We start from the raw sequence: 20,596 nt of genomic DNA, 5'->3' as shown, positions 1-20,596 counted from the left end.
GAGGCTTCCCCCCGTGCGGCGGCTCCCCCCGGTGCCGTCACGTCAGGCGCCGCGGAGGCGCTCCGCCAGGTAGGCGTGCAGCTCGTCGATCGGGACGCGCTCCTGCGCCATCGTGTCGCGGTCGCGCACGGTCACGGCACGGTCGTCGAGCGAGTCGAAGTCGACCGTGACGCAGAACGGCGTGCCGATCTCGTCCTGGCGGCGGTAGCGGCGGCCGATCGCACCGGCGTCGTCGAAGTCGACGGCCCACGAGCCGCGGAGCGTGTCGGCGACCTCGCGGGCGAGCGGCGACAGGTTCTCGTTGCGCGACAGCGGGAGCACCGCGGCCTTGACCGGAGCCAGGCGCGGATCGAGCTTGAGGACGGTGCGGGTGTCGGTGCCGCCCTTGGCGTTGGGCACCTGCTCCTCGACGTACGCGTCGACGAGGAAGGCCATCATCGCTCGGGTGAGACCGAACGACGGCTCGATCACGTACGGCGTGTAGCGCTCACCCGTGGCCTGGTCGAAGTACGTCAGGCTCTGGCCGGAGGCCTCGCTGTGGCTGGAGAGGTCGTAGTCGGTGCGGTTGGCGACGCCCATGAGCTCGCCCCACTCCTTGCCCGCGAAGCCGAAGCGGTACTCGACGTCGATGGTGCCGGCCGAGTAGTGCGCGCGGTCGTCTTCCGGCACGTCGAACTGGCGCATGTTCGCGGGGTCGATCCCGAGGTCGATGAACCAGTTCCAGCACGCCTCTACCCAGTGGTCGAACCACTGCGGCGCCTCGGCGGGCGGCGTGAAGAACTCGATCTCCATCTGCTCGAACTCGCGGGTGCGGAAGATGAAGTTGCCGGGGGTGATCTCGTTGCGGAACGCCTTGCCGACCTGGCCGATGCCGAACGGCGGCTTCTTGCGGCTCGCGGTGAGCACGTTCGAGAAGTTCACGAAGATGCCCTGCGCGGTCTCGGGACGCAGGTAGTAGAGGCCGGACTCGTCGTCGACGACGCCGAGGTAGGTCTTCACCAGACCGGAGAAGGCCTTCGGCTCGGTGTACTGCCCCTTGGTGCCGCAGTTCGGGCAGGGGATGTCGGCGAGACCGTTCTCGGCCTTGCGACCCTTGCGCGCCTCGAAGTCCTCGATGAGGTTGTCGGCACGGAAGCGCTTGTGGCACTGCAGGCACTCGACGAGCGGGTCGGTGAAGGTCGCGACGTGACCCGAGGCCTCCCACACGCGCTTCGGCAGGATGATGCTGGAGTCGAGGCCGACCATGTCGCCGCGGCCGCGCACGAACGTCTGCCACCACTGCCGCCGGATGTTCTCCTTCAGCTCGGTGCCGAGGGGTCCGTAGTCCCAGGCCGACCGGGAACCGCCGTAGATCTCACCCGCCTGGAACACGAAACCGCGGTGGCGGGCGAGGGCGATGACCTTGTCGAGGCGGGACTGTTCGGCCACGGTGGCTCCAATGGTCGGATGCGGAGAATGCCCGTGAGCACGGGCACCCCCATTCTATCCGGGGCCGGAGCGCAACCCCTGGCCGCGGGCCCCGCGGGAGGAGTACCGTCCCACGCATGAGCACCACCGCGCAGCCGCCCGCCTCCCGCGACGAGGACACCCGCTTCTTCGGACAGCCGTGGTCGCTCGTGCACATCTTCGGCGTGGAGATGTGGGAGCGCTTCAGCTTCTACGGCATGCAAGGCATCCTGCTCATCTACCTGTACTTCTCGGTGGCCGATGGCGGCCTCGGCCTCCCGGAGGCGGTGGCGGGCGGGATCGTCGGCGCGTACGGCGGCTCGGTGTATCTGTCCACCATCCTCGGAGCCTGGCTCGCCGATCGGCTGTTCGGCTCCGAGCGGGTGCTGTTCGTCAGCGCCATCGTCATCGTCTCCGGCCACCTCGCCCTCGCGCTCCTGCCGGGGTTCGTCGGCGTCGGGGTCGGACTCGTGCTCGTGGCCCTGGGCTCGGGAGGCCTGAAGGCGAACGCCACGTCGGTCGTGGGGACGCTGTACCGTCCGGACGACGAACGACGCGACGCCGGGTTCTCGCTGTTCTACCTCGGCATCAACCTCGGCGCCTTCCTCGGTCCGATCCTCACCGGACTGCTCCAGTCGACCCTCGGCTTCCACTGGGGGTTCGGCCTCGCCGCCCTCGGCATGACGCTGGGGCTCGTGCAGTACTCGTTCGGCCGCCGCGGCCTGCCCGCCTCCGCGCGCGAGGTGCCGAACCCGCTCCCCCGCACGCGCTACCCGCTGGTCGCCGGCATCGCGGTCGGTGCGGTCGTCGTGATCGCGGTCCTCGTGCTGACCGGAGTCATCCAGGCCGACAACCTCGCCACCATCGTGATCGCGGTCACCGTGGTCGCCGCGGTCGCCTACTTCGCGGTCATCCTCGGCAGCCGTCGCATCGACGCCACCGAGCGCTCGCGGGTCTGGGGGTTCCTGCCGCTGTTCCTCACGAGCGTCGCGTTCTGGTCGCTGTACCAGCAGCAGTTCACGGTGCTGACGATCTACTCCGACAAGCGGCTCGACCGCGACCTGTTCGGGTGGGAGATGCCGGTGTCGTGGGTGCAGTCCATCAACCCGGTGTTCATCATCATCCTGTCCGGGGTCTTCGCGGCGATCTGGACGAAGCTCGGGAAGCGCCAGCCGTCGACCCCCGTCAAGTTCGGACTGGCCGCCATCATCATGGGCTCCGCGTTCCTGCTGTTCCTGCCGTTCTCCGGCGGCGGTGCGAACTCGACGCCGCTGCTCGCGATCGTCGGCATCCTCTTCGTGTTCACCGTCGCCGAGCTGCTGCTCTCGCCGGTCGGTCTGTCGGTGACGACGAAGCTCGCTCCCGCCGTCTTCCACACGCAGATGGTCGCGCTGTTCTTCCTGTCGATCGCCCTCGGCACCGCCATCTCGGGCGAGCTCGTGAAGTTCTACGATCCGGAGAACGAGGTGCCGTACTTCTCGATCCTCGGCGGCATCGCGATCCTCGTCGGCATCGGACTCCTGCTGAGCGTGAAGCCGGTGCTGCGGCTCATGCGGGGCGTGCGGTGACGGCCCCGGCGATCACTCGGTGAAGAGGTAGCCCCGGCCGGTCTCGAAGCCCGCGATGTGGAGGCCGCTGCCGAGCAGGCCCTCCATCTGCGCGCGCAGCCGCAGCCGCCACTCGTGCGCGGCCGCGGGGTCGGACTCCCGCATGCCCTCGATGTCGTCCGGGATCTCCAGCGTCTCCACGACGGCGTCCTCCGCCGGGGGCTTGGCGATGTCCGCGAGCGCCCACTCGACGTCGAGGCGGTCGCTCTCGTCGCCCGCGTCGCCACCGCCGAAGATGCCGTACCGGTTCACCGAGTAGCCCGTGGCGCGCGCGCCGAGGACGGTGAGGAAGAAGTGCGCGTTCCGGGCGACCAGCGGGTCGAAGGTCCAGGTGATGCGGCCGACGTCGCGGGAGAACGCCCACTGCCGCTGGTGCTCCTTGAGCTCCCGCCCCCATCCGCGCCCCCGGTACTCGGGCAGCAGAGCCGTGATGTGCGAGTGCATGGCACGGCGGGCCGGTTCGCCGAAGAAGGCGATCGAGGCGCCGACCATGCGCTCCTCGTCGCCCTCGCCGTCGAAGAAGCCGACGACGTAGTTGCCCGACTGCTGCAGGGCACGGAGGGTCCCGGCGTCCACCACGCGCTGCGGGCCCCGGATGGAGTCGAGCAGGCTCTGGGCGTCGAGGATGAGTTCAACGGTGTCGAGATCGCGGATGGTTCGCACGATCCCAGTCTGCCCCTCCTCCGCCCGTTCCCGGAAACCGACTCCGGCTCATCGGTACGGGAAGGCCTCGCCCCCGCCCGCGGCGAGCGCCTCCGCGACGATGCGGAGGTGGTCCTCGGCCATCTCCGCCGGCAGCGGCGGCAGGATCCCGTCCCAGAACGCGAGCACCGCACCGCGTCCCTGCATCATCCCGGCCGGTCGGGCCAGCGCCCACATGTGCATGTGCGCGGAGCCGTCGTTCCAGCGCCCGAAGTGGCAGCGGGCGACGCCGGGGATGCTCTTGACCGCCTCCGACACGCGCTGCATCAGCGGTCCGAGGCCGGCGAGCACGTCCTGCGGCGCGTTCTCCAGGAGCCAGTGCTCGCGCGGCGCGACGCCGCCGATGAAGGGCAGACCGCCGACGTCCCACCCGGAACGCACCTGCCAGAGGTCGTCGTGCCAGATGGTGTGCACGCTCGGACCGCAGTGGCCGCACGCGGCCGGGTCGTGCTCGCCCGCTCGGGGCTCCTCCGGCACGAGCATCGGCTCGAGCGGTCGCATCGTGATGCTCTCGAACGCCCAGGGCAGGCCCTCCGCGAGCGCCGAGGCGTCGAGCACCTCGCCGATCGGGAGCCGGCGGTGGTACGGGGAGTCGGCAGGGCGCTGCACGGGCGCGGTGTCATCCGTCATCCGGCCATGCAACCACATCGGCCCCGCGATACCGGGAACGCCGATAGCCTGAGCCGGTGGGTGCGAACGACGACAGAGCCAGGAAACGCCTCTCCCGCACCCCTCCGCGGTGGGCGATCATCGCGGTGCTGGCGTTCGCGGGCCTGTGCTCGTCGTTCATGTTCACCCTCGTCGTGCCGCTGCAGGCCGAGCTGCCGCAGCTGCTGAACTCCTCTCGCGAGGACACCACCTGGGTGGTCACGATCACCCTGCTCGTGGCCGCCGTCGCGACCCCGATCTCCGGCCGTCTCGGCGACATGTACGGCAAGCGCCGCGTCGTCATCGTGCTCCTCGCGATCCTCATCGTGGGGTCGGTCATCGCCGCGCTCTCCGGATCCATCGTCGGCGTCATCATCGGCCGGGCCCTCCAGGGGGCCGTGACCGGCGTCGTCCCCCTCGGCATCGCGATCATGCGCGACGTGCTGCCCCCCGAACGCCTCGGCACCGCGGTGGCCCTGATGAGCGCGACCATGGGCGTCGGCGGGGCGATCGGCATGCCCGTCGCCGCGCTGCTCGCCGAGAACGCCGACTGGCACATGCTGTTCTGGCTCGCCGCGGCCCTCGGAGTCCTCGGGCTGCTCCTGGTGCTCGCCGTGGTGCCGGAGGACGTGCTCCGCTCCCCCGGTCGCCTCGACGTGCTCGGGGCCATCGGACTCGCGATCGGCCTCACGGGCCTGCTGCTGTTCGTCTCCCGCGGCGCCGAGTGGGGCTGGACGGCACCGCTCACCCTCGTCTGCGTAATCGGCGGCGTCGCCGTGCTGCTGCTGTGGGGCTGGTACCAGCTGCGCACGGACGATCCGCTGCTCGACCTGCGCGTCGCCGCCCGGCCCGCGGTCCTCTTCACCAACATCGCCGCGATCGGCATGGGCTTCGCCCTGTTCGCCTCGAACGTCACGTTCCCGCAGATGCTGGAGATGCCGGCGGTGGGCGGCGCCGGATTCGGGCTCGACATGGTGGCCGCCTCCCTCGTGATCATGCCGGCGGGTCTGGTCATGATGGTGATCTCGCCGCTGTCCGGGTGGCTGGAGCGCACCGTAGGGCCGCGTCCGCTCTTCACCGTCGGGGCCGTCGCGATCGTCCTCGCCTATGTCTTCGTGCTGCTGTGGTCGACCGAGGTGTGGCACATCTTCGTCGCCAACATCTTCATCGGCGTCGGCATCGGCTTCACCTTCGCCGCGATGCCCATGATCATCATGCGCTCCGTGCCCGCGAACGAGACCGGGGCGTCGAACGGCCTCAACGCACTGTTCCGCTCCGTCGGCACCTCGACGGCCTCGGCCGTGATGGGCGGCGTGCTCGCGGCGATGAGCGTCGACGTCGGCGGGGTGGCCGTGCCGACGAGGGCCGCGTTCGAGGTGTGCTTCTGGCTCGCGATCGCCGCCGGCATCGTGGCCGTGGTCCTGTCCCTGTTCATCCCGCGGCGGCGCGCCACGGAGCAGCACCCGTCACTCCCGGGCTGACTCGCGCGAGGTCGGGGATTCGCGACGAGGTCGCAAGGATTCCCGCGGAACGTGCGACGTGCGGCGGATCTGCGACGTGCGGCGCCGGGTCTCAGCGGGAGATCGTGCGCGGGTCCGGATCATCGGCACGCGGCGGCCGCAGCCGGGCGGGGAGCGGCCACGGCAGAGTGAACCGTGCGGTCGCGGGTCGGGTCATGTCCCCGAAGTCGTCGACCTTCACGACGATGCGCCCCGGCACGCCCTCTTCGTCCGGCGTCACCTCGAGGATGCGCACCCGCAGCGGGCGGTCGTCCTCTCCCTCGAGCATCCACGGATCAGCGAGCCAGGCGATGCCGTGCTCGTCCAGCGCGGCCTCCGCGGCGAGCCACTCGCCCGGGCCGTAGAGCCTGCGCCCGAGGACATCGACGGCGACCCAGTCCTCGCCCTCCGGATGGATCCAGCCGAGCAGCTCTCCGTCGTCGCGGCGGTGCGGGGTCCAGGCTTGAGGCATGCCCCGATGCTAGCCCGCGCCTCGCGCGATCAGGCGAGCGCGCCACATCAGGCTGGCATACCCCTGGGCGCCTGATGCCACGCGGATGCCTCCGTTCACGCGCGGGATCAGGCGGGATCAGTGCGTGTACTCCATGAGCTCGACGCCGAGCACGCGGAAGGCGTCGTGCGCACGGAGACGGTGGCTGATCGACAGGTCGTCGAAGCACACGATCATCGAGTAGGCGACACCAGCCCGCGGCCCCGCGAGCACCCCCGCCTCGGCGCGCACACCCCGGTCTCGCCCGGTCTTGTTCACGAACAGCAGGCCGTGCGCATCGTGCTCGTGTGCGAAGGGGTCGAGTCCGGTCGAGGCGGCCACGAGGCTGAGATCCTGGTTGAGGCTGAGCCACTCCGAGACCTGGGCGCTGACGGCGGCATCCACGACCTGGGAGTTCACGAGGGCGGAGAACAGTCCGGCCAGCTCGCGTGCCGATCCCACGGCGACCTGCGGGGCGTCGTCCGGGCCACGGCGGTCGCGGAACCGGTCGAGCAGGGCGGTGCGACGCAGCCCCAGCCCCTCGATGCGCTCCCGCACCCGGTCGTGCCCCACCTTCTCCAGCAGGATGTTCACGGCGATCGGATCGCCGGCCGTCGCGGCCAGCACGGCGAGATCTTCCAGCGGCAGGGCCGGGGCCCGCAGGTGCCGCCACAGTCCGGAGCTCTCCACGGCCTCGACGCTCGTGCGCTCCACGATCTCGAGCGGATCGAGGGCGCCGGACTCGAACGCGGCCGCGACCTCGATGAGCAGCGGGACCACACCGAGCCCGGCGACGGGCATGGTGACGTGGTCGTCTCCCGCCAGCACGTGCACATGGGAGTCGAGGTCGACAACGTGCACCGACACCTGCGCCCCGGAGTTCGCGAGCCCTTCGAGAGCCTTCAGCGTCGACGTGAACGACCGCCGGCCGATGGCCACGCGGCGGGGCAGCCGACGGGCTCCCGGCCGCTGCGAACGGCGACCGCTGGACGACTCGGGCGCGCTCCCGGACGCTCCGGGAGCCGAGGGGTTCCGGAACGCGTCACCAGGGTCGGTCGCACCCACGCGTGGTCCTTCAGGAGGGGAGGGATACTGCACATCCGGGAAGGGCGCCCCGGCGGCAGGGCTATCGTAACCCCACCGCCGGAGCGTGCCTCACAGAGTGCGGAGGTTCGTCACCAGATGGTCACCCGGGACGACTCCGGCAGCCACAGGGCGTCGTTCTCGGTGACCCCGAATGCCTCGTAGAACGCGTCGATGTTCCGGACGATCTGGTTGCACCGGAACTCGTTCGGCGAATGCGGATCGATCGTCAGCAGACGCAGGGTCTCGGCCTCCCGGCTCTTCTGCTGCCAGACCTGCGCCCACGACAGGAGCAGCCGCTGCACCCCGGTGTAGCCGTCGATGACCGGCCCTTCGACAGGCTCCGGCACCGACGGATCGGCGCGCAGCGACAGCTCGTACGCCTTCAGCGCGATGCCGAGGCCGCCCAGATCGCCGATGTTCTCACCGATCGTGAGGGCGCCGTTCACATGGTGCTCGGCGTCCAGGCCCTCCGGCACGAGGACGTCGTACTGTGCGATGAGCGCCTTCGTGCGCTCCTCGAAGGCCGCGCGGTCGGCGTCTGTCCACCAGTCCTGCAGGCGCCCCTCGCCGTCGTACCGGCTTCCCTGATCGTCGAAGCCGTGGCCGATCTCATGCCCGATGACCGCGCCGATCCCACCGTAGTTCGCCGCCGCATCGCGCCCGGCGTCGAAGAACGGGTACTGGAGGATGGCCGCAGGGAAGACGATCTCGTTCATCGAGGGGTTGTAGTAGGCGTTCACCATCTGCGGCGGCATGTGCCACTCGGTGCGGTCGATCGGCTTCCCGACCTTGTCGATGTTGCGGTCGTGCTCGAAGATCGCCGCTCGGCGCACGTTGCCGAGGAGATCGGTCCGGTCGATCACGAGGGCCGAGTAGTCGCGCCACACCTCGGGGTGGCCGATCTTCGGCGTGAACGCATCGAGCTTCGCCAGCGCGCGCTGGCGGGTCTCCGCGGTCATCCACTCGAGCGTCTCGATGCTCTGCCGGTAGGCCTCGACGAGGTTGGCGACGAGCTCGTCCATGGCCGCCTTCGCCGTCGGCGGGTAGTGCCGCTCGACGTAGACCTTGCCGATCGCCTCGCCCAGCGCCCCCTCGGTGACGGAGACGCCGCGCTTCCAGCGCTCGCGGAGCGTCGGAACGCCGGTGAGCTGGGTGCCGTAGAACGAGAAGTTCTCCCGCACGAGCTCGTCGGTGAGGTAGGGCGCCGCCGCGTGCACGACCTTCGCGCGCAGCCAGGCCTTCCAGTCGTCCAGCCGCTCCGGCGTGAGCAGAGCGCCCAACCCCTCGAAGAAGCTCGGCTGCGCGACGACGACCTCGTCGAACGCCTGCGCATTCGTCGGCGTCACGGCGTCACGCCACGGGGTGAGGTCGACGCCGGCCAGCTCCTGCAGCTCATCCCACGTCTTGAGGTTGTAGGTCGCCACCGCGTCACGGCTGCGCACGTTGTCCCAGTGGTGTCCGGCGAGCTCGGTCTCCAGCGCGATGGAGCGCTCGGCCTGCGCCGCGGCATCGGCGACGTCGGCGAGAGTGAGCAGGCGCTCGAGATGCTCCCGGTACGCCGCGCGGGTGTCCGCGAAGGTGTCGAGACGGAAGTAGCTCTCGTCCGGCAGCGAGAGCCCGGCCTGCACGAGCACCGGCAGGTAGCGCTCCGGGTTCCCGGGGTCGCCGTCGACGTAGAGGCCGATGACCGCCGCGCGACCCTCCCGGTCGTAGGCGCCCACGGTACGGAGGAAGGCCGGGATGCCGTCGATCGCGTCGATCTCGGCGAACGTCTCGGCCAGCGGGGTCACGCCGGCCGCGGCGATGCGGTCGGTGTCCATGAAGCTCGCGAAGAGGTCGCCGATCTTGCGGGCGAGGGTGCCCTCCTCCGCCTCCTGCGACTCCTCGACGATCGCGCGGACGTCCTTCTCGGCCTGCTCGGCCAGCAGATGGAACGAGCCCCAGCGCGCCTTGTCTCCGGGGATCTCGGTGCGAGCGATCCAGGCGCCGTTCACGTGACGATACAGATCGTCCTGCGGGCGGATGTCGGGGCTGAGGTCGTCGAGCGCGAGGCCCGCGGGAAGCACGTCGGTCATGCGCTCCAGCCTATGGCCGGGGTCCCCCCACGGTGTCCAGAAGAGGTCAGTCCCGGCGTCGACGCCCGAAGCGTCGGCGCGGGGCTGCCGCTTCGGCAGGGGCGGGCCGCGTCGCGCGGCGCTGCACCCACGCGGCGACCTCGGCATCGACGTCGCGCAGCGGGGTCACGACGGGAGGTCCGCCCTGGAGCTGGCGTCGGGCCTCGCGCACACGCCGGTTGAAGTCCTCGAGCACCTCGCGCACGTCGGACTCGCGACCGAGGAGGTCGAGCTGCCCGTCGAGCTCTCGGTCCTCCGTGCGCAGGAGGATGGCGGGAGGGCCGAGCCCGGTCAGGCCCTCGGTCTCGATCTTCCGGCGGATCCACCAGTCCGGGTCGTGGTGGTCGCCGAGACCTTCGAGCGGCTTCCCGGCTCCCGGCAGATCGTCGAAGTCGCCGCGACGGATGGCGACCTGGATGGCGGATTCGACGAAGGCGGCGCGGTCCACCGCGGCCGCGGCACCGGGCGGCGCGGCGGTGTCCGCCTCGTCGGGGGCAGCATCGCCCTGCTGCTGCCGCGCTCGATAGCGCGCGGCCGCCTCCCGGGGATCCGTCATGGTGCGCCTCCGTCCGCTGGGATCTCCTCCTTCACCCTACGTCCGGTCGAGGCCGGCGGTCTCGGGTGTCGACGACAGGTCATAGGCTCGGAGGATGGCCGCCCGCACCTCCCTGAACCGCGAGATCCTGCGCCTGGCGGTCCCCGCCCTCGGTGCGCTCATCGCGGAGCCGGCCTTCCTCATCGTCGACGCCGCCCTCGTCGGCCATCTCGGCACCGTCCCCCTCGCCGGGCTCGGCATCGCCGGAGCCGTGCTGCAGACGATCGTCGGCCTCATGGTGTTCCTCGCGTACTCCACGACCCCCGCGGTCGCGCGACGATTCGGGGCCGGGCGTCCGGGAGAGGCAGTCTCGGTCGGGATCAACGGCATGTGGCTCGCGCTTGGCCTTGGTGCCGTGCTCGCCGTCGTCGGCGCCGTCTCGTCGCCCTGGCTCGTCTCCCTGTTCGGCGCGAGCGCGGAGGTCGCGGCACAGGCGAACGAGTACCTCGTGATCTCGATGTGGGGGCTCCCGGCGATGCTCATCGTGTTCGCCGCCACCGGGCTGCTGCGCGGGATGCAGGACACCATGACCCCACTGTGGATCGCGGGGCTCGGCTTCGCGGCGAACGCCCTGCTGAACTGGCTCTTCATCTACGGCCTCGGCTGGGGCATCGCCGGCTCCGCGGCAGGTACGGTGACGGCGCAATGGGGCATGGTCGCGGCGTACGCGCTCGTGGTCCGGCGCCTGGCGACCCGGCACAGCGCCTCGTTGCGCGCCCAGCGGGAGGGCCTGCGCCACACCGCGACGTCGGGCGGCTGGCTGTTCCTCCGCACCGTGAGCCTGCGCGTCGCCCTGCTCGCCACCGTGGCCGTGGCGACCGGGATCGGCACCGAGGAGCTCGCCGGGTGGCAGATCGTGTTCACCATCTTCTCGGCGGCGGCCTTCGCCCTCGACGCGCTCGCGATCGCCGCGCAGGCGCTGATCGGCAAGGAGCTGGGCGCCGGTGACGAGGAGCAGGTGCGCCGAGTGCTGGCGCGGACGGTCGCGTGGGGAGCGTGGTTCGGCGTCGTAGTCGGCGCCGTCATCGCCGCCCTGTCCGGGGTGCTCGGCATCGTCTTCACCGGCGACCGGGCCGTGGCGGAGGTGGTGCAGCCGGCCCTGCTCGTGCTCGCGGTGGCGCAGCCGATCGCGGGCGTGGTGTTCGTGCTCGACGGCGTGCTCATGGGGGCCGACGACGCCCGGTACCTGGCGATCGCGGGCGGTCTGAACCTCGTGCCGTTCCTTCCCGCCCTGGGCATCATCGCCGCGACGGGGGTCGACGGCACCGCCGGCCTCGTGTGGCTCGCCATCGCGTTCTTCGGGGTGTACCTGCTCGCACGGCTGGCGACGCTGGGGTGGCGAGTGCGCTCCGGGCGATGGCTCGCCGCGTCGGCATAAGTCCTCCACAGTCGACGGAGAGAACGACTTATCCCCCATCGCCGGGCAGAGCGGAATACAGCACCCCGCCCCTCTCGCCCTCCGGTCCAGCATGGAGCGACACTGAAGGGATGCTGGGGATGAACGACGCACAGGTATGGACCACGATCGGGGTTCTCGCCTCGGGCATGTACGCCACGATCACGCTCATGGCGACGATGTTCGTGAGGATCATCAAGACGGAGATCGGCACGGTCCGCACGGAGATCGGCGGGATCCACACGGAGATCGGCGGGATCAAAGGCGAGATCGGCGGGATCAAAGGCGAGATCGGCGGGATCAAGAGCGAGATCGTCGGCGTGAAAGCCGAGATCGGGGATCTCCGGAAGGAGGTGCATGGCCTGAGCCGGCGCATGGACGGTCTCGACCGCGACGTCAGCGCGATCTCGCGACACCTGTTCGGGATCGATCCGGCCTGACGGAGCAGGCGCGACCGCTCCTCGTGGTCACTCCGCGTGGCGGCGGCACCACTCGTACATGATGACGGCGGCGGCGGCACTCGCGTTGATCGAGCGGGTCGAGCCGTACTGCGTGATCTCGATGTGACCCGAAGCGGCGGTCAGCGCCTCCGACGACAGCCCGGGCCCTTCCTGCCCGAACAGGAGCACGCACGAGCGCGGCAGATCGGCGCGGTCCACCGGCACGGCCCCGTCGACGTTGTCGATCGCGATGACGGGCAGCCCCTCCGCGGCCGCCCAGGCGGCGAAGGCCGCGATGTCCTCGTGGTGCACGACGTGCTGGTAGCGGTCGGTCACCATGGCGCCGCGCTTGTTCCAGCGACGGCGGCCGATGATGTGCACCGTGTCGGCGAGGAACGCGTTGGCGCTGCGCACGATGGAACCGATGTTCATGTCGTGCTGCCAGTTCTCGATCGCGACGTGGAACGGATGACGCCGCGTATCGAGGTCGGCGACGATCGCCTCCATGCGCCAGTAGCGATAGCGGTCGATGACGTTCCGCGTGTCGCCGTGCGCGAGGAGCTCGGGATCGTACTGCTCTCCCTCAGGCCAGGCCGACGGCCCTCCAGGCCACGGGCCGACGCCGTATCCGGGCTGCGCCGAGGACCCCCCGGGGGCGGTCGGTTCCATGCTCTCGGGGCGCTGCGCATCCATCCCGCCAGGCTATCGCCGTCTCCGCCTGGTCGCCGTCGGGCGGAGGAGCCGGCGCCCCGTCGCCGTAGGGGCCCAGCTATCTCGACAGAGATTTAGGTACGCCGAAAAATACGCTACGGTTTCGGTGTGCCTAAAGATTCCGCCGCCTCTCTGATCCCCGCTCGCATCGCTTCGCCGCGCCTGCTGTGGCTGCTGGGACCGGCGCTGGTGGCGGGTGTCGCCTACCTCGACCCGGGCAACGTCGCCAGCAACATGACGGCGGGGGCGCAGTACGGCTATCTGCTCGTGTGGGTGGTCGTCGCCGGCAACGTGATGGCCTGGCTGATCCAGTACCTGTCCGCGAAGCTCGGCGTCGTCACCGGCCAGAGCCTCCCGGAGGTGCTGGGCCGGCGGCTGCGCCGACCCTGGGCCCGCCGCGCGTACTGGCTGCAGGCGGAGCTGGTCGCGATGGCGACCGACCTCGCCGAGGTCATCGGCGGCGCCGTCGCCCTGAACCTGCTCTTCGGCGTCCCGCTGCTGTGGGGCGGACTCATCACCGGGGCCGTGTCGATGGTCCTGCTCGCGGTGCAGAACCGTCGCGGCGCCCGTCCCTTCGAGTTCGTGATCATCGGACTCATGCTCGTGATCACGATCGGCTTCATGGCCGGCCTGTTCCTCGCGCCACCCGACCCGGCCGGCGTGGTGAGCGGCCTCGTGCCGCGCTTCGAGGACACGGGGTCCGTGCTTCTCGCCGCCTCGATCCTCGGCGCGACGATCATGCCGCACGCGATCTACGCGCACTCCTCCCTGGCCCGCGACCGGTTCGGTGCGACGAGTGCCGAGACGACCGAGGAGGCGGCCCGGATCGAGACCTCGCGGATCCGCCGCCTGCTCACGGCGACACGGTGGGATGTGACGATCGCCATGGTCATCGCAGGCTCCGTGAACCTCGGCATCCTGCTCCTCGCGGCGGCGAACCTCGCGGGCGTCGCGGGGACCGACTCCCTGGAGGGGGCGCACGCCGCCCTCGCCGCAGGCCTCGGCCCGGTCGTGGCGACCTTCTTCGCCGTGGGACTGCTCGCCTCGGGTCTCGCCTCGACCTCCGTCGGCGCGTACGCGGGCGCCGAGATCATGCACGGCCTGCTGCACGTGCGCATCCCCCTGCTGGCCCGGCGCCTGGTGACGCTCATCCCCGCGCTGGTGATCCTCGGCATCGGCGTGGACCCGACGCTCGCCCTCGTCCTCAGCCAGGTCGTGCTGTCGTTCGGCATCCCGTTCGCGCTGATCCCGCTCGTGGCCCTCACCGCGCAGCGCCGCACGCTCGGCGTCTGGGTCAACCGGGCGTGGACGACGGTCGCCGGCATCGTGGCATCCGTGCTCCTCATCGCCCTGAACGGCGCCCTGCTCTGGCTGGTGCTGACCGGGGCATGACGCCGGATAGGCTCGACATCATGTCTGCCGCCTCCGCCCGTCGCACCGTCCGCCTCCTTACCTGGAGCGGCTTCGCGACCGGGGTCATCGGCGGTCTGCTCATCGCGTTCCCGAAGGTCATCGGCCCCGCCAGCCCGTGGGTGCAGCTCGCACTCGGCGTCGCCACCCTGGTCTTCGCCTTCCGTGCCCGCAAGGTGGGCATCGCCGAGGTGGAGGGCTTCGACGGGCGCCTGTCGCTCGCCGCCGCCCTCCTGGGGTTCCTCGTGCTCTTCTTCGCGGGGCAGGCGGCCGTGATCCTGCTCGGCTCCGCGAGCGCCTGACTCAGGCCGCGAGGAAGCCCGTCACGAGGTACAGCACGAGCGAGATCCCGGCGGCGATCCCCGCGTAGGGGAGGATGGCCAGCATGAGGTTGATCGGCTTGATGCCGATGGACCGCGAGGCGAGGATGATGCCGTCCCCGTAGAGGCAGGTCGTGCTGCCCAGCGCCGCCCCGGAGAACACCGCCGCGCCCGCCAGGATCGGGTCCGCGCCGAGGGCCAGCGCGAGCGGCAGCACCACCGGGGTGATGACCGCCGCCAGGTCCCAGAACGAGCCGGTCGCGTAGGCGTAGACGCCGCAGACGGCGAACACGATGGCGGGCAGCAGCGCCGGGGTGAGCACCGGCTCCGTGACCTGGATGACGAACTCGGCGAGCTGCAGGGTGATGTTCATCTCCTGCACCATGAACGCCAGCACGGTGAGCACCATGACGAAGAGCATGCTCTCGATGCCCTCCAGCGCCGCGTCCAGCACGCCCCGTACGGAGAGACGGCGCTGCGCGAGGACGAGCACGATCGTGACGGCGAGCGCGGCCGCGGTGCCGGCGACGACGTTGGCGTCGGTCGCGATGGTGACGCCCACGAGCACTGCCATCGCGAGGAGGAACGACCACGGCTGCGGCCGGCGCCATGCCTCCGTCGAGGTCTCCAGCGCCACGGCGACCCGCTGCGCCGTCGAACCGTCGGGGTCGTCCGCGCGCAGCTCGGAGAGCAGAGCCGCTCCCTCCGCGCGGCGTTCCGCATCCGTCGTGCCGAGGGGGAAGACGTCGCCGTCCCGCTCCGCCCGCAGGGCGTCCTTCTTCAGCGGACCGAATCGCGGCAGCCAGCCGATGCTCATCAGCAGGGCGACCGCGATCGCCGTCCACCCGAAGAAGATGAACGGGATCGACTGCAGGTAGGCGCCGAATCCGCTGCCCCCGACGGTCACGCCCTGGGCCTCGAAGAGCCCGGAGAAGAACAGCGCCCAGGTCGAGACCGGGACGAGCACGGCGATCGGCGCGGCGGTCATCTTCATGATCGCGCCGAGCTGCGTACGCGGGACGCGGTACCGGTCGGTCACCTGCTTCATCGAGGTGCCGGTGGTGAGCACATTGAGGTAGTCGTCCACGAACAGGACCACCGAGAGCAGGAACGTCAGCAGCGTCGACTTCCGGCGCGAGGTCACGAACCGCTCCACCCAGCGGGCGAAGTCGGTCACGATGCCCGACTTCTCGAACAGCATCATGAGGATGCCGAACAGCGCCACGATGAGCAGCAGCCACTGGGCGGTCTCGTTGGACAGCGCCGTGCCCGTGTACGCGACCCAGACGTCGAAGCCGCCCCAGCCGCCCAGGATCAGGGCGCCGGCGACGGTGCCGCAGAGCAGGGCGAAGAGGGTGCGCCGGGTGGCGACGGCGACCACGAGGATCACCGCGATGGGCAGGAGCGCGAGGGCGCCGAATTCGGGCATGGGGTTCACCTCGGTGTGAAGAAGGAAGGGGGTATGAGGAGTCGAGCGGGGGTCAGGGCTCGACGCCGCCGACGACCGTCCGCTGTACGGGCAGGTCGGGGAGGTCGTCCGGGGCGACGTGCAGCGGGTTCTCCGCCCACACGGCGTAGTCGGCGCGAAAACCGGGGGCGATCCGACCGAGGTCGGTGTCGCCCTGGGCACGCGCGGCGCTCACGGTGTAGCCGTGCAGCGCCTGGTAGGGGGTGAGCACCTGGTGGGGCTCGAAGACGGGGGCGTCGCGGTCGCCGGGACGACGGCGCAGCTGGGCCCAGGCGAGGCCGATGCGGGCGTCGTTCTGGGCGATGGGCCAGTCCGATCCCAGGGCGACCGGGGCTCCGGCCTCCCAGTAGTCGCGCACGCGCCAGGCACGGGCGGCACGGGCCGGGCCGAGACGCCGCGACCAGTCGTCCGAGCCGTCGGCCTTGCGCCACTGCAGGTGGAGCGGCTGCATCGAGGCGGTGATGCCCGCGGCCGCGAGTCGCGCGACGTCGCGATCCGTCGTGGTCTCCAGGTGCTCGATCCGGTGGGGTGCCCCGCCGGCGCTGCGGACCCCGGCGGCGAGGTACGCGTCGACGACCTCCCCCACCGCGCGGTCGCCGATGGCGTGCGTGGCGACCTGGAAGCCGGCCTCGGCATAGCGGCGCACGGTGCGGGCGTAGGCGGCGGCGTCCTTCCAGAACGGCGCGGTCCCCTCCCCCGCCGTGTCGGGCTCGTACAGCCAGGCGGTTCCCGTCTCCACCACGCCGTCGGCGTAGAGCTTGACGACCCCGCCCCGCCAGCGCTCTCCCCGGCGGTCGCGCATCCGCAGGTTCTCGGCCGTGCGGGCGGTGTCGAACCCGGGCTCGTGGTCGATGGCGGACACGATGCGGATCGGCAGACCCGGCCCCTGCTCCATGGCGTCCAGCAGGTCCAGGGTCGCGAAGCCGCCGTCCATGATCGTGCCGCCGGTGAGACCGGAGGACCGGAGCCCCTGCAGCAGTTCGTGGCCGGCGGCGAGCGTCTGCGCGCGGTCCAGGGCGGGGGCCGCGAGGCGCACGGGCTCGTACGCGGCGAGTTCGCGCAGCTCGCCGGTCGGGATCCCCTCGGCGTCGACCACGACGAGGGAGGAGTCGTCCGTCTCGCGCGGCCCGGTGATGCCGCCGCGCCGCAGCCCCTCGCGGCTGGCCAGCGCGGTATGCCCGTCGAACACGATGAGGAGCGCGGGGAGGCCGCGCACCGCGTCCTCGATGGCGTCGGCGGTCATGGGGATCTCGTGGAACACGTCGTAGTCGAGGTTCCACCCGCGCACCCACGGCTCGGCGTCCTCGGCGAGGGCCCGGTCGGCCTCCGCTCGGAGGGCGGCGCGCAACGCGGCGGCGGTGGTGATGCCCCCGAGGTCGATCCCCGCAGTGAGCTCGAGGCCCTGCAGCGGGTGCAGGTGCGCGTCGATGAGCCCGGGGGTGACGGCGGCGCCGCCGAGGTCGTGCACGACGGTTCCCGTCCCACGCATCTCGCGGACGAGGTCGTCGCCGCCGACAGCGAGGAAGCGACCGTCGCGGATGGCGAAGGCCGTGGCCTCCGGGCGGCGGGGGTCCATGGTCACGACGCGCGCGCCGGTGACGATAGTGTCGGCGTCGAAACCCGTCATGACGTTCTTCCTCGAGCGAATTGAAAGAGTTTCAATAAAGTAGCAGACACGGAACCCGAATCGAGCCCCGATGACGAAGACTCCCCGCAGCGTGGGCCGCCCCTCCGGCCCGGTGCTCACCGAGGAGCGGATCCTCGATGCCGCATTCCGACTCAGCGCCGAACGCACCCCGCAGCGCTTCACCATGACCGCGCTCGCGGAATCCCTCGGGGTGCGCACCTCGGCGCTCTATCACCACTTCGAGAACCGCGACGCCGTGATCCGGGCCATGCGCGGCCGCGTGAGCCGCTCCCTCGCCACCCCGGTGCCCCGCGAGCGGCCGCTGGAGGACGCCCTGCTGGCCTGGGCGCACAGCTATCGCGATGCGGCCGTCGCCGCCCCGCAGGCCATGGTCATGCTCGCGAGCTCCCCCATCGATGCCGACGAGGGCTCGTTCGCGGACTACGAGCAGATCGCGGTGCTGCTCTCCGACGACGGCTGGCCCCGCGAGACGATCGTCGACGCCATCGTCGCGCTGGAGTCGTTCATCATCGGCTCCGCGCTGGATGCGCTCGCTCCGGCGGACAACATGGCGCCGAGGGAGCTCGCCCCCGCCTACCCCACCTTCGCCGCGGCCGAGAGCGCGCGGGCCGAGCTGAGCGACGACCCCGCCCGACGGACGTTCGAGATCGGCGCGCGCGCCCTCATCCGCGGCCTCACGGCCTGGGCGCGCGAGGGCGGGGAGCGGTCCGCGCCGTAGAGTGGTGGGGTGGCATCCCCGGCAGCTGACGACTATCTGAAGACCGTCTACGCGCACACCGAGTGGCAGGATGCGCCGATCACCCCCTCGGTCCTGGCGGCCAAGCTCGGCATCGCGCCGTCGTCGGTCACGGAGATGGTGAAGAAGCTCGCCGCGGCGGGACTCGTGTCGCACGTGCCGTACGGAGCGGTCCGGCTGACGGATGCAGGGACCACCCGGGCCCTCGCGATGGTCCGCCGCCACCGCCTCATCGAGACCTGGCTCGTGCAGGAGTTCGGGTACGGGTGGGACGAGGTGCACGACGAGGCCGAGGTGCTGGAGCACACCATAAGCGACCGGCTGCTCGAGGGCATCGACGAGCGCCTGGGCCGCCCGCGCTTCGACCCGCACGGAGACGCCATCCCGGACGCGGAGGGCCGCATCGAACGGGAGCCCTTCGTCCTGCTCGCCGATGCCCCGGAAGGACACACCGGCCGCGTGCTGCGCGTCGACGACCGCGACCCGGAGCTCCTGCGGACCCTCGACTCCCACGGGGTCGTCGTGGGGACGTCCGTGACGGTGACCCCGTCCGGCATCGCCCTCGACGGCACCGAGCCGCCGTTGCCCCCCGCCGCCCGCGACGTGGTGTGGCTGTCGGCCTGACCCCGGCTTCGAATCGCGCACTTTGCGGCAAATCGCCCGGGGAGGGAGCCAATCAGGCGATTCGAAAGGAAAGGTGGGGCCTCTAGGCTGAGCACATGGCACACCGTGACGACATCGAATGCTGGCTCACCGACATGGACGGCGTGCTCGTCCATGAGAACGACGCCATCCCCGGGGCCTCCGAACTCCTCGCCGGATGGGAGCGCAATGAGATCCCCTACCTCGTGCTCACGAACAACTCGATCTTCACCGCCCGCGACCTCTCGGCCCGCCTCCGTGCGAGCGGCCTGATCGTGCCGGAAGAGCGCATCTGGACGTCAGCGCTCGCGACCGCCGACTTCCTCGCGCAGCAGCTCCCCGGCGGCTCCGCGTTCGTCATCGGCGAGGCCGGCATCCTCACCGCGCTGCACGAGGCCGGCTTCATCATGACCGAGACGAACCCCGATTTCGTCGTCGTCGGCGAGACCCGCAACTACTCGTTCGAGGCCATCACGAAGGCCATCCGCCACATCATCAACGGCTCGCGCTTCATCGTGACCAACCCGGACGCCACCGGCCCGAGCGCCGACGGGGTGCTGCCGGCCACGGGAGCGATCGCCGCCCTCATCACCAAGGCCACCGGCAAGGAGCCTTACGTCGTCGGCAAGCCCAATCCGATGATGTTCCGTTCGGCCCTGAACAAGATCGGCGCGCACTCGAAGAAGACCGGCATGATCGGCGACCGGATGGACACGGACATCGTCGCCGGCATCGAGGCGGGTCTGCACACGGTGCTCGTGCTCACCGGCATCAGCGACCAGCGGATCATCGAGCAGTACCCCTTCCGCCCGGACGAGATCGTCGACTCGGTCGCCGATCTGCTGCCGACCATCACCGACTCGATCCCCACCCTCGACGAGGACTGACGTGGGCGCCCTCGACGACGGCGAGCGGGTCACGGCGGCGGATGCCGCGGCCTGGCGCGCCTGGCTCGAGGCGAACCACGAACGCACGGCCGGGGTGTGGCTGCTGAGCGTGCGCGGGCGATCTGCCACCGGCGTCGGCTACGAGGACGCCGTCCGTCAGGCGTTGTGCTTCGGGTGGATCGACGGCCCGGTGCGCACGTTCGACGACGAGACCGGTGGCCAGTGGTTCTCCCCTCGACGCCCGGGGAGCGGCTGGGCGGCGACGAACAAGGCCCGCATCGCGGAGCTGGAGGCCGCGGGGCTCCTCGCTCCGGCCGGCATCCGCGCGCTGGAGACGGCGAAGGCGAACGGTTCGTGGACCGTGCTCGACGGCCCCGAGGCCGGCATCGAGCCGCCGGAGCTCACCGCCGCCCTCGACGCGGTGCCCGCGGCGAGGGGGAACTGGGATGCGTTCCCGAAGTCGGTGAAGAAGTTCGGCCTCACGCACATCGCGATGGCCAGGCGGCCGGAGACCAGGGCCGCGCGGATCGCGAAGATCGTGGCGGATGCCGCGGAGGGGAAGCGCCCATGAACCAGAGCGACCTGCTGTTCCTCGTCCTGATCCTCATCACGCTCACGTCGCTGACGGTCTTCGTCGTGCAGTTCGTGCGCTCCCGCCGCCGCGGCGGCGAGGATGACGGCCGGGCCGGCTGGTGGGAAGGCCCGTGGGACGACGACGACCGCCGGCGCTGAGCCGACGGCCGCCGCGTCG

Annotated in this window: 21 protein-coding genes; 11 read left to right on the top strand and 10 right to left on the bottom strand. The window is 71.0% G+C overall.

Annotation, left to right across the window (positions count from 1 at the left end; translation table 11 throughout):
- Positions 1-42: 42 nt before the first annotated feature.
- Positions 43-1,428, bottom strand: coding sequence for a glycine--tRNA ligase (locus tag DW296_RS15580; RefSeq protein WP_136052949.1), 1,386 nt, complete (start codon positions 1,426-1,428; stop codon positions 43-45).
- Between the two features lie 116 nt (positions 1,429-1,544).
- Here DW296_RS15580 and DW296_RS15575 point away from each other — a divergent pair, with 116 nt between their 5' ends.
- Positions 1,545-3,014 carry a peptide MFS transporter gene (locus tag DW296_RS15575; protein ID WP_136052948.1) on the top strand — a complete coding sequence of 490 codons (1,470 nt, stop codon included), beginning with the start codon at positions 1,545-1,547 and terminating at the stop codon, positions 3,012-3,014.
- 12 nt (positions 3,015-3,026) lie between these two features.
- Here DW296_RS15575 and DW296_RS15570 read toward each other — a convergent pair whose 3' ends face one another.
- Both DW296_RS15570 and DW296_RS15565 read right to left on the bottom strand, forming a co-directional pair.
- Complete coding sequence (locus DW296_RS15570) at positions 3,027-3,716, bottom strand: GNAT family N-acetyltransferase (protein ID WP_136052947.1); 690 nt, start codon at positions 3,714-3,716, stop codon at positions 3,027-3,029.
- Positions 3,717-3,764: 48 nt separating this feature from the next.
- The gene (locus DW296_RS15565) at positions 3,765-4,385 is read right to left on the bottom strand and encodes a hypothetical protein (RefSeq protein WP_136052946.1); all 621 of its coding nucleotides are present in this window, start codon (positions 4,383-4,385) and stop codon (positions 3,765-3,767) included.
- A 56-nt stretch (positions 4,386-4,441) separates the two neighbouring features.
- Here DW296_RS15565 and DW296_RS15560 point away from each other — a divergent pair, with 56 nt between their 5' ends.
- Complete coding sequence (locus DW296_RS15560; RefSeq protein ID WP_136052945.1) at positions 4,442-5,884, top strand: MFS transporter; 1,443 nt, start codon at positions 4,442-4,444, stop codon at positions 5,882-5,884.
- Between the two features lie 91 nt (positions 5,885-5,975).
- On the opposite strand, the gene DW296_RS15555 is transcribed toward DW296_RS15560, so the two are convergent.
- From DW296_RS15555 to DW296_RS15540, 4 genes are all read right to left on the bottom strand, one after another.
- Positions 5,976-6,374, bottom strand: coding sequence for a hypothetical protein (locus tag DW296_RS15555; RefSeq protein ID WP_136052944.1), 399 nt, complete (start codon positions 6,372-6,374; stop codon positions 5,976-5,978).
- Positions 6,375-6,491: 117 nt separating this feature from the next.
- Positions 6,492-7,457 carry a serine hydrolase gene (locus tag DW296_RS15550; protein ID WP_136052943.1) on the bottom strand — a complete coding sequence of 322 codons (966 nt, stop codon included), beginning with the start codon at positions 7,455-7,457 and terminating at the stop codon, positions 6,492-6,494.
- Between the two features lie 110 nt (positions 7,458-7,567).
- Complete coding sequence (locus DW296_RS15545) at positions 7,568-9,553, bottom strand: M13 family metallopeptidase (protein ID WP_136052942.1); 1,986 nt, start codon at positions 9,551-9,553, stop codon at positions 7,568-7,570.
- Positions 9,554-9,599: 46 nt separating this feature from the next.
- Complete coding sequence (locus DW296_RS15540; RefSeq protein WP_136052941.1) at positions 9,600-10,148, bottom strand: DnaJ family domain-containing protein; 549 nt, start codon at positions 10,146-10,148, stop codon at positions 9,600-9,602.
- 94 nt (positions 10,149-10,242) lie between these two features.
- Between DW296_RS15540 and DW296_RS15535 the strand changes: the two genes are divergently transcribed.
- Entirely contained in the window at positions 10,243-11,565 is a 1,323-nt protein-coding gene (locus DW296_RS15535) for an MATE family efflux transporter (protein WP_136052940.1), read from the top strand.
- A gap of 119 nt (positions 11,566-11,684) precedes the next feature.
- Complete coding sequence (locus DW296_RS15530) at positions 11,685-12,023, top strand: hypothetical protein (RefSeq protein ID WP_168429051.1); 339 nt, start codon at positions 11,685-11,687, stop codon at positions 12,021-12,023.
- Positions 12,024-12,050: 27 nt separating this feature from the next.
- On the opposite strand, the gene DW296_RS15525 is transcribed toward DW296_RS15530, so the two are convergent.
- On the bottom strand, positions 12,051-12,716 hold the full coding sequence (locus DW296_RS15525) for a TrmH family RNA methyltransferase (RefSeq protein ID WP_446724149.1): 666 nt from the start codon (positions 12,714-12,716) through the stop codon (positions 12,051-12,053).
- A gap of 126 nt (positions 12,717-12,842) precedes the next feature.
- Here DW296_RS15525 and DW296_RS15520 point away from each other — a divergent pair, with 126 nt between their 5' ends.
- The gene (locus DW296_RS15520; RefSeq protein ID WP_168429050.1) at positions 12,843-14,126 is read left to right on the top strand and encodes an Nramp family divalent metal transporter; all 1,284 of its coding nucleotides are present in this window, start codon (positions 12,843-12,845) and stop codon (positions 14,124-14,126) included.
- Positions 14,127-14,146: 20 nt separating this feature from the next.
- A complete protein-coding gene (locus DW296_RS15515) occupies positions 14,147-14,446 on the top strand; it encodes a hypothetical protein (protein WP_136052938.1) in 300 nt (99 codons plus the stop codon).
- A gap of 1 nt (position 14,447) precedes the next feature.
- On the opposite strand, the gene DW296_RS15510 is transcribed toward DW296_RS15515, so the two are convergent.
- A complete protein-coding gene (locus tag DW296_RS15510; protein WP_136052937.1) occupies positions 14,448-15,893 on the bottom strand; it encodes a Na+/H+ antiporter NhaC family protein in 1,446 nt (481 codons plus the stop codon).
- A gap of 52 nt (positions 15,894-15,945) precedes the next feature.
- Positions 15,946-17,559, bottom strand: a complete 1,614-nt coding sequence (locus tag DW296_RS15505; protein ID WP_136052936.1) for an amidohydrolase — start codon at positions 17,557-17,559, stop codon at positions 15,946-15,948.
- Between the two features lie 70 nt (positions 17,560-17,629).
- Here DW296_RS15505 and DW296_RS15500 point away from each other — a divergent pair, with 70 nt between their 5' ends.
- The 5 genes from DW296_RS15500 to DW296_RS16555 all read left to right on the top strand — a co-directional run bounded on the left by DW296_RS15500 (position 17,630) and on the right by DW296_RS16555 (position 20,577).
- A complete protein-coding gene (locus DW296_RS15500; RefSeq protein ID WP_136052935.1) occupies positions 17,630-18,298 on the top strand; it encodes a TetR/AcrR family transcriptional regulator in 669 nt (222 codons plus the stop codon).
- A 9-nt stretch (positions 18,299-18,307) separates the two neighbouring features.
- A complete protein-coding gene (locus DW296_RS15495) occupies positions 18,308-18,940 on the top strand; it encodes a metal-dependent transcriptional regulator (RefSeq protein ID WP_136052934.1) in 633 nt (210 codons plus the stop codon).
- Between the two features lie 95 nt (positions 18,941-19,035).
- Entirely contained in the window at positions 19,036-19,845 is an 810-nt protein-coding gene (locus DW296_RS15490; protein ID WP_025104898.1) for an HAD-IIA family hydrolase, read from the top strand.
- Between the two features lies 1 nt (position 19,846).
- The gene (locus DW296_RS15485) at positions 19,847-20,416 is read left to right on the top strand and encodes a YdeI/OmpD-associated family protein (protein WP_136052933.1); all 570 of its coding nucleotides are present in this window, start codon (positions 19,847-19,849) and stop codon (positions 20,414-20,416) included.
- Positions 20,413-20,577 (top strand): hypothetical protein, encoded by a 165-nt coding sequence (locus DW296_RS16555; RefSeq protein WP_168429049.1) that lies wholly within the window; start codon positions 20,413-20,415, stop codon positions 20,575-20,577. The genes DW296_RS15485 and DW296_RS16555 overlap by 4 nt, the downstream gene beginning before the upstream one ends.
- The last annotated feature ends 19 nt before the right edge of the window (positions 20,578-20,596 follow it).

The organism is Microbacterium sp. K36 (assembly GCF_004794355.1).
Lineage (GTDB): Bacteria > Actinomycetota > Actinomycetes > Actinomycetales > Microbacteriaceae > Microbacterium > Microbacterium paraoxydans_D.
The sequence above is the reverse complement of the archived record's forward strand: the minus strand, read 5'-3'. Positions and strand labels throughout refer to the sequence as shown.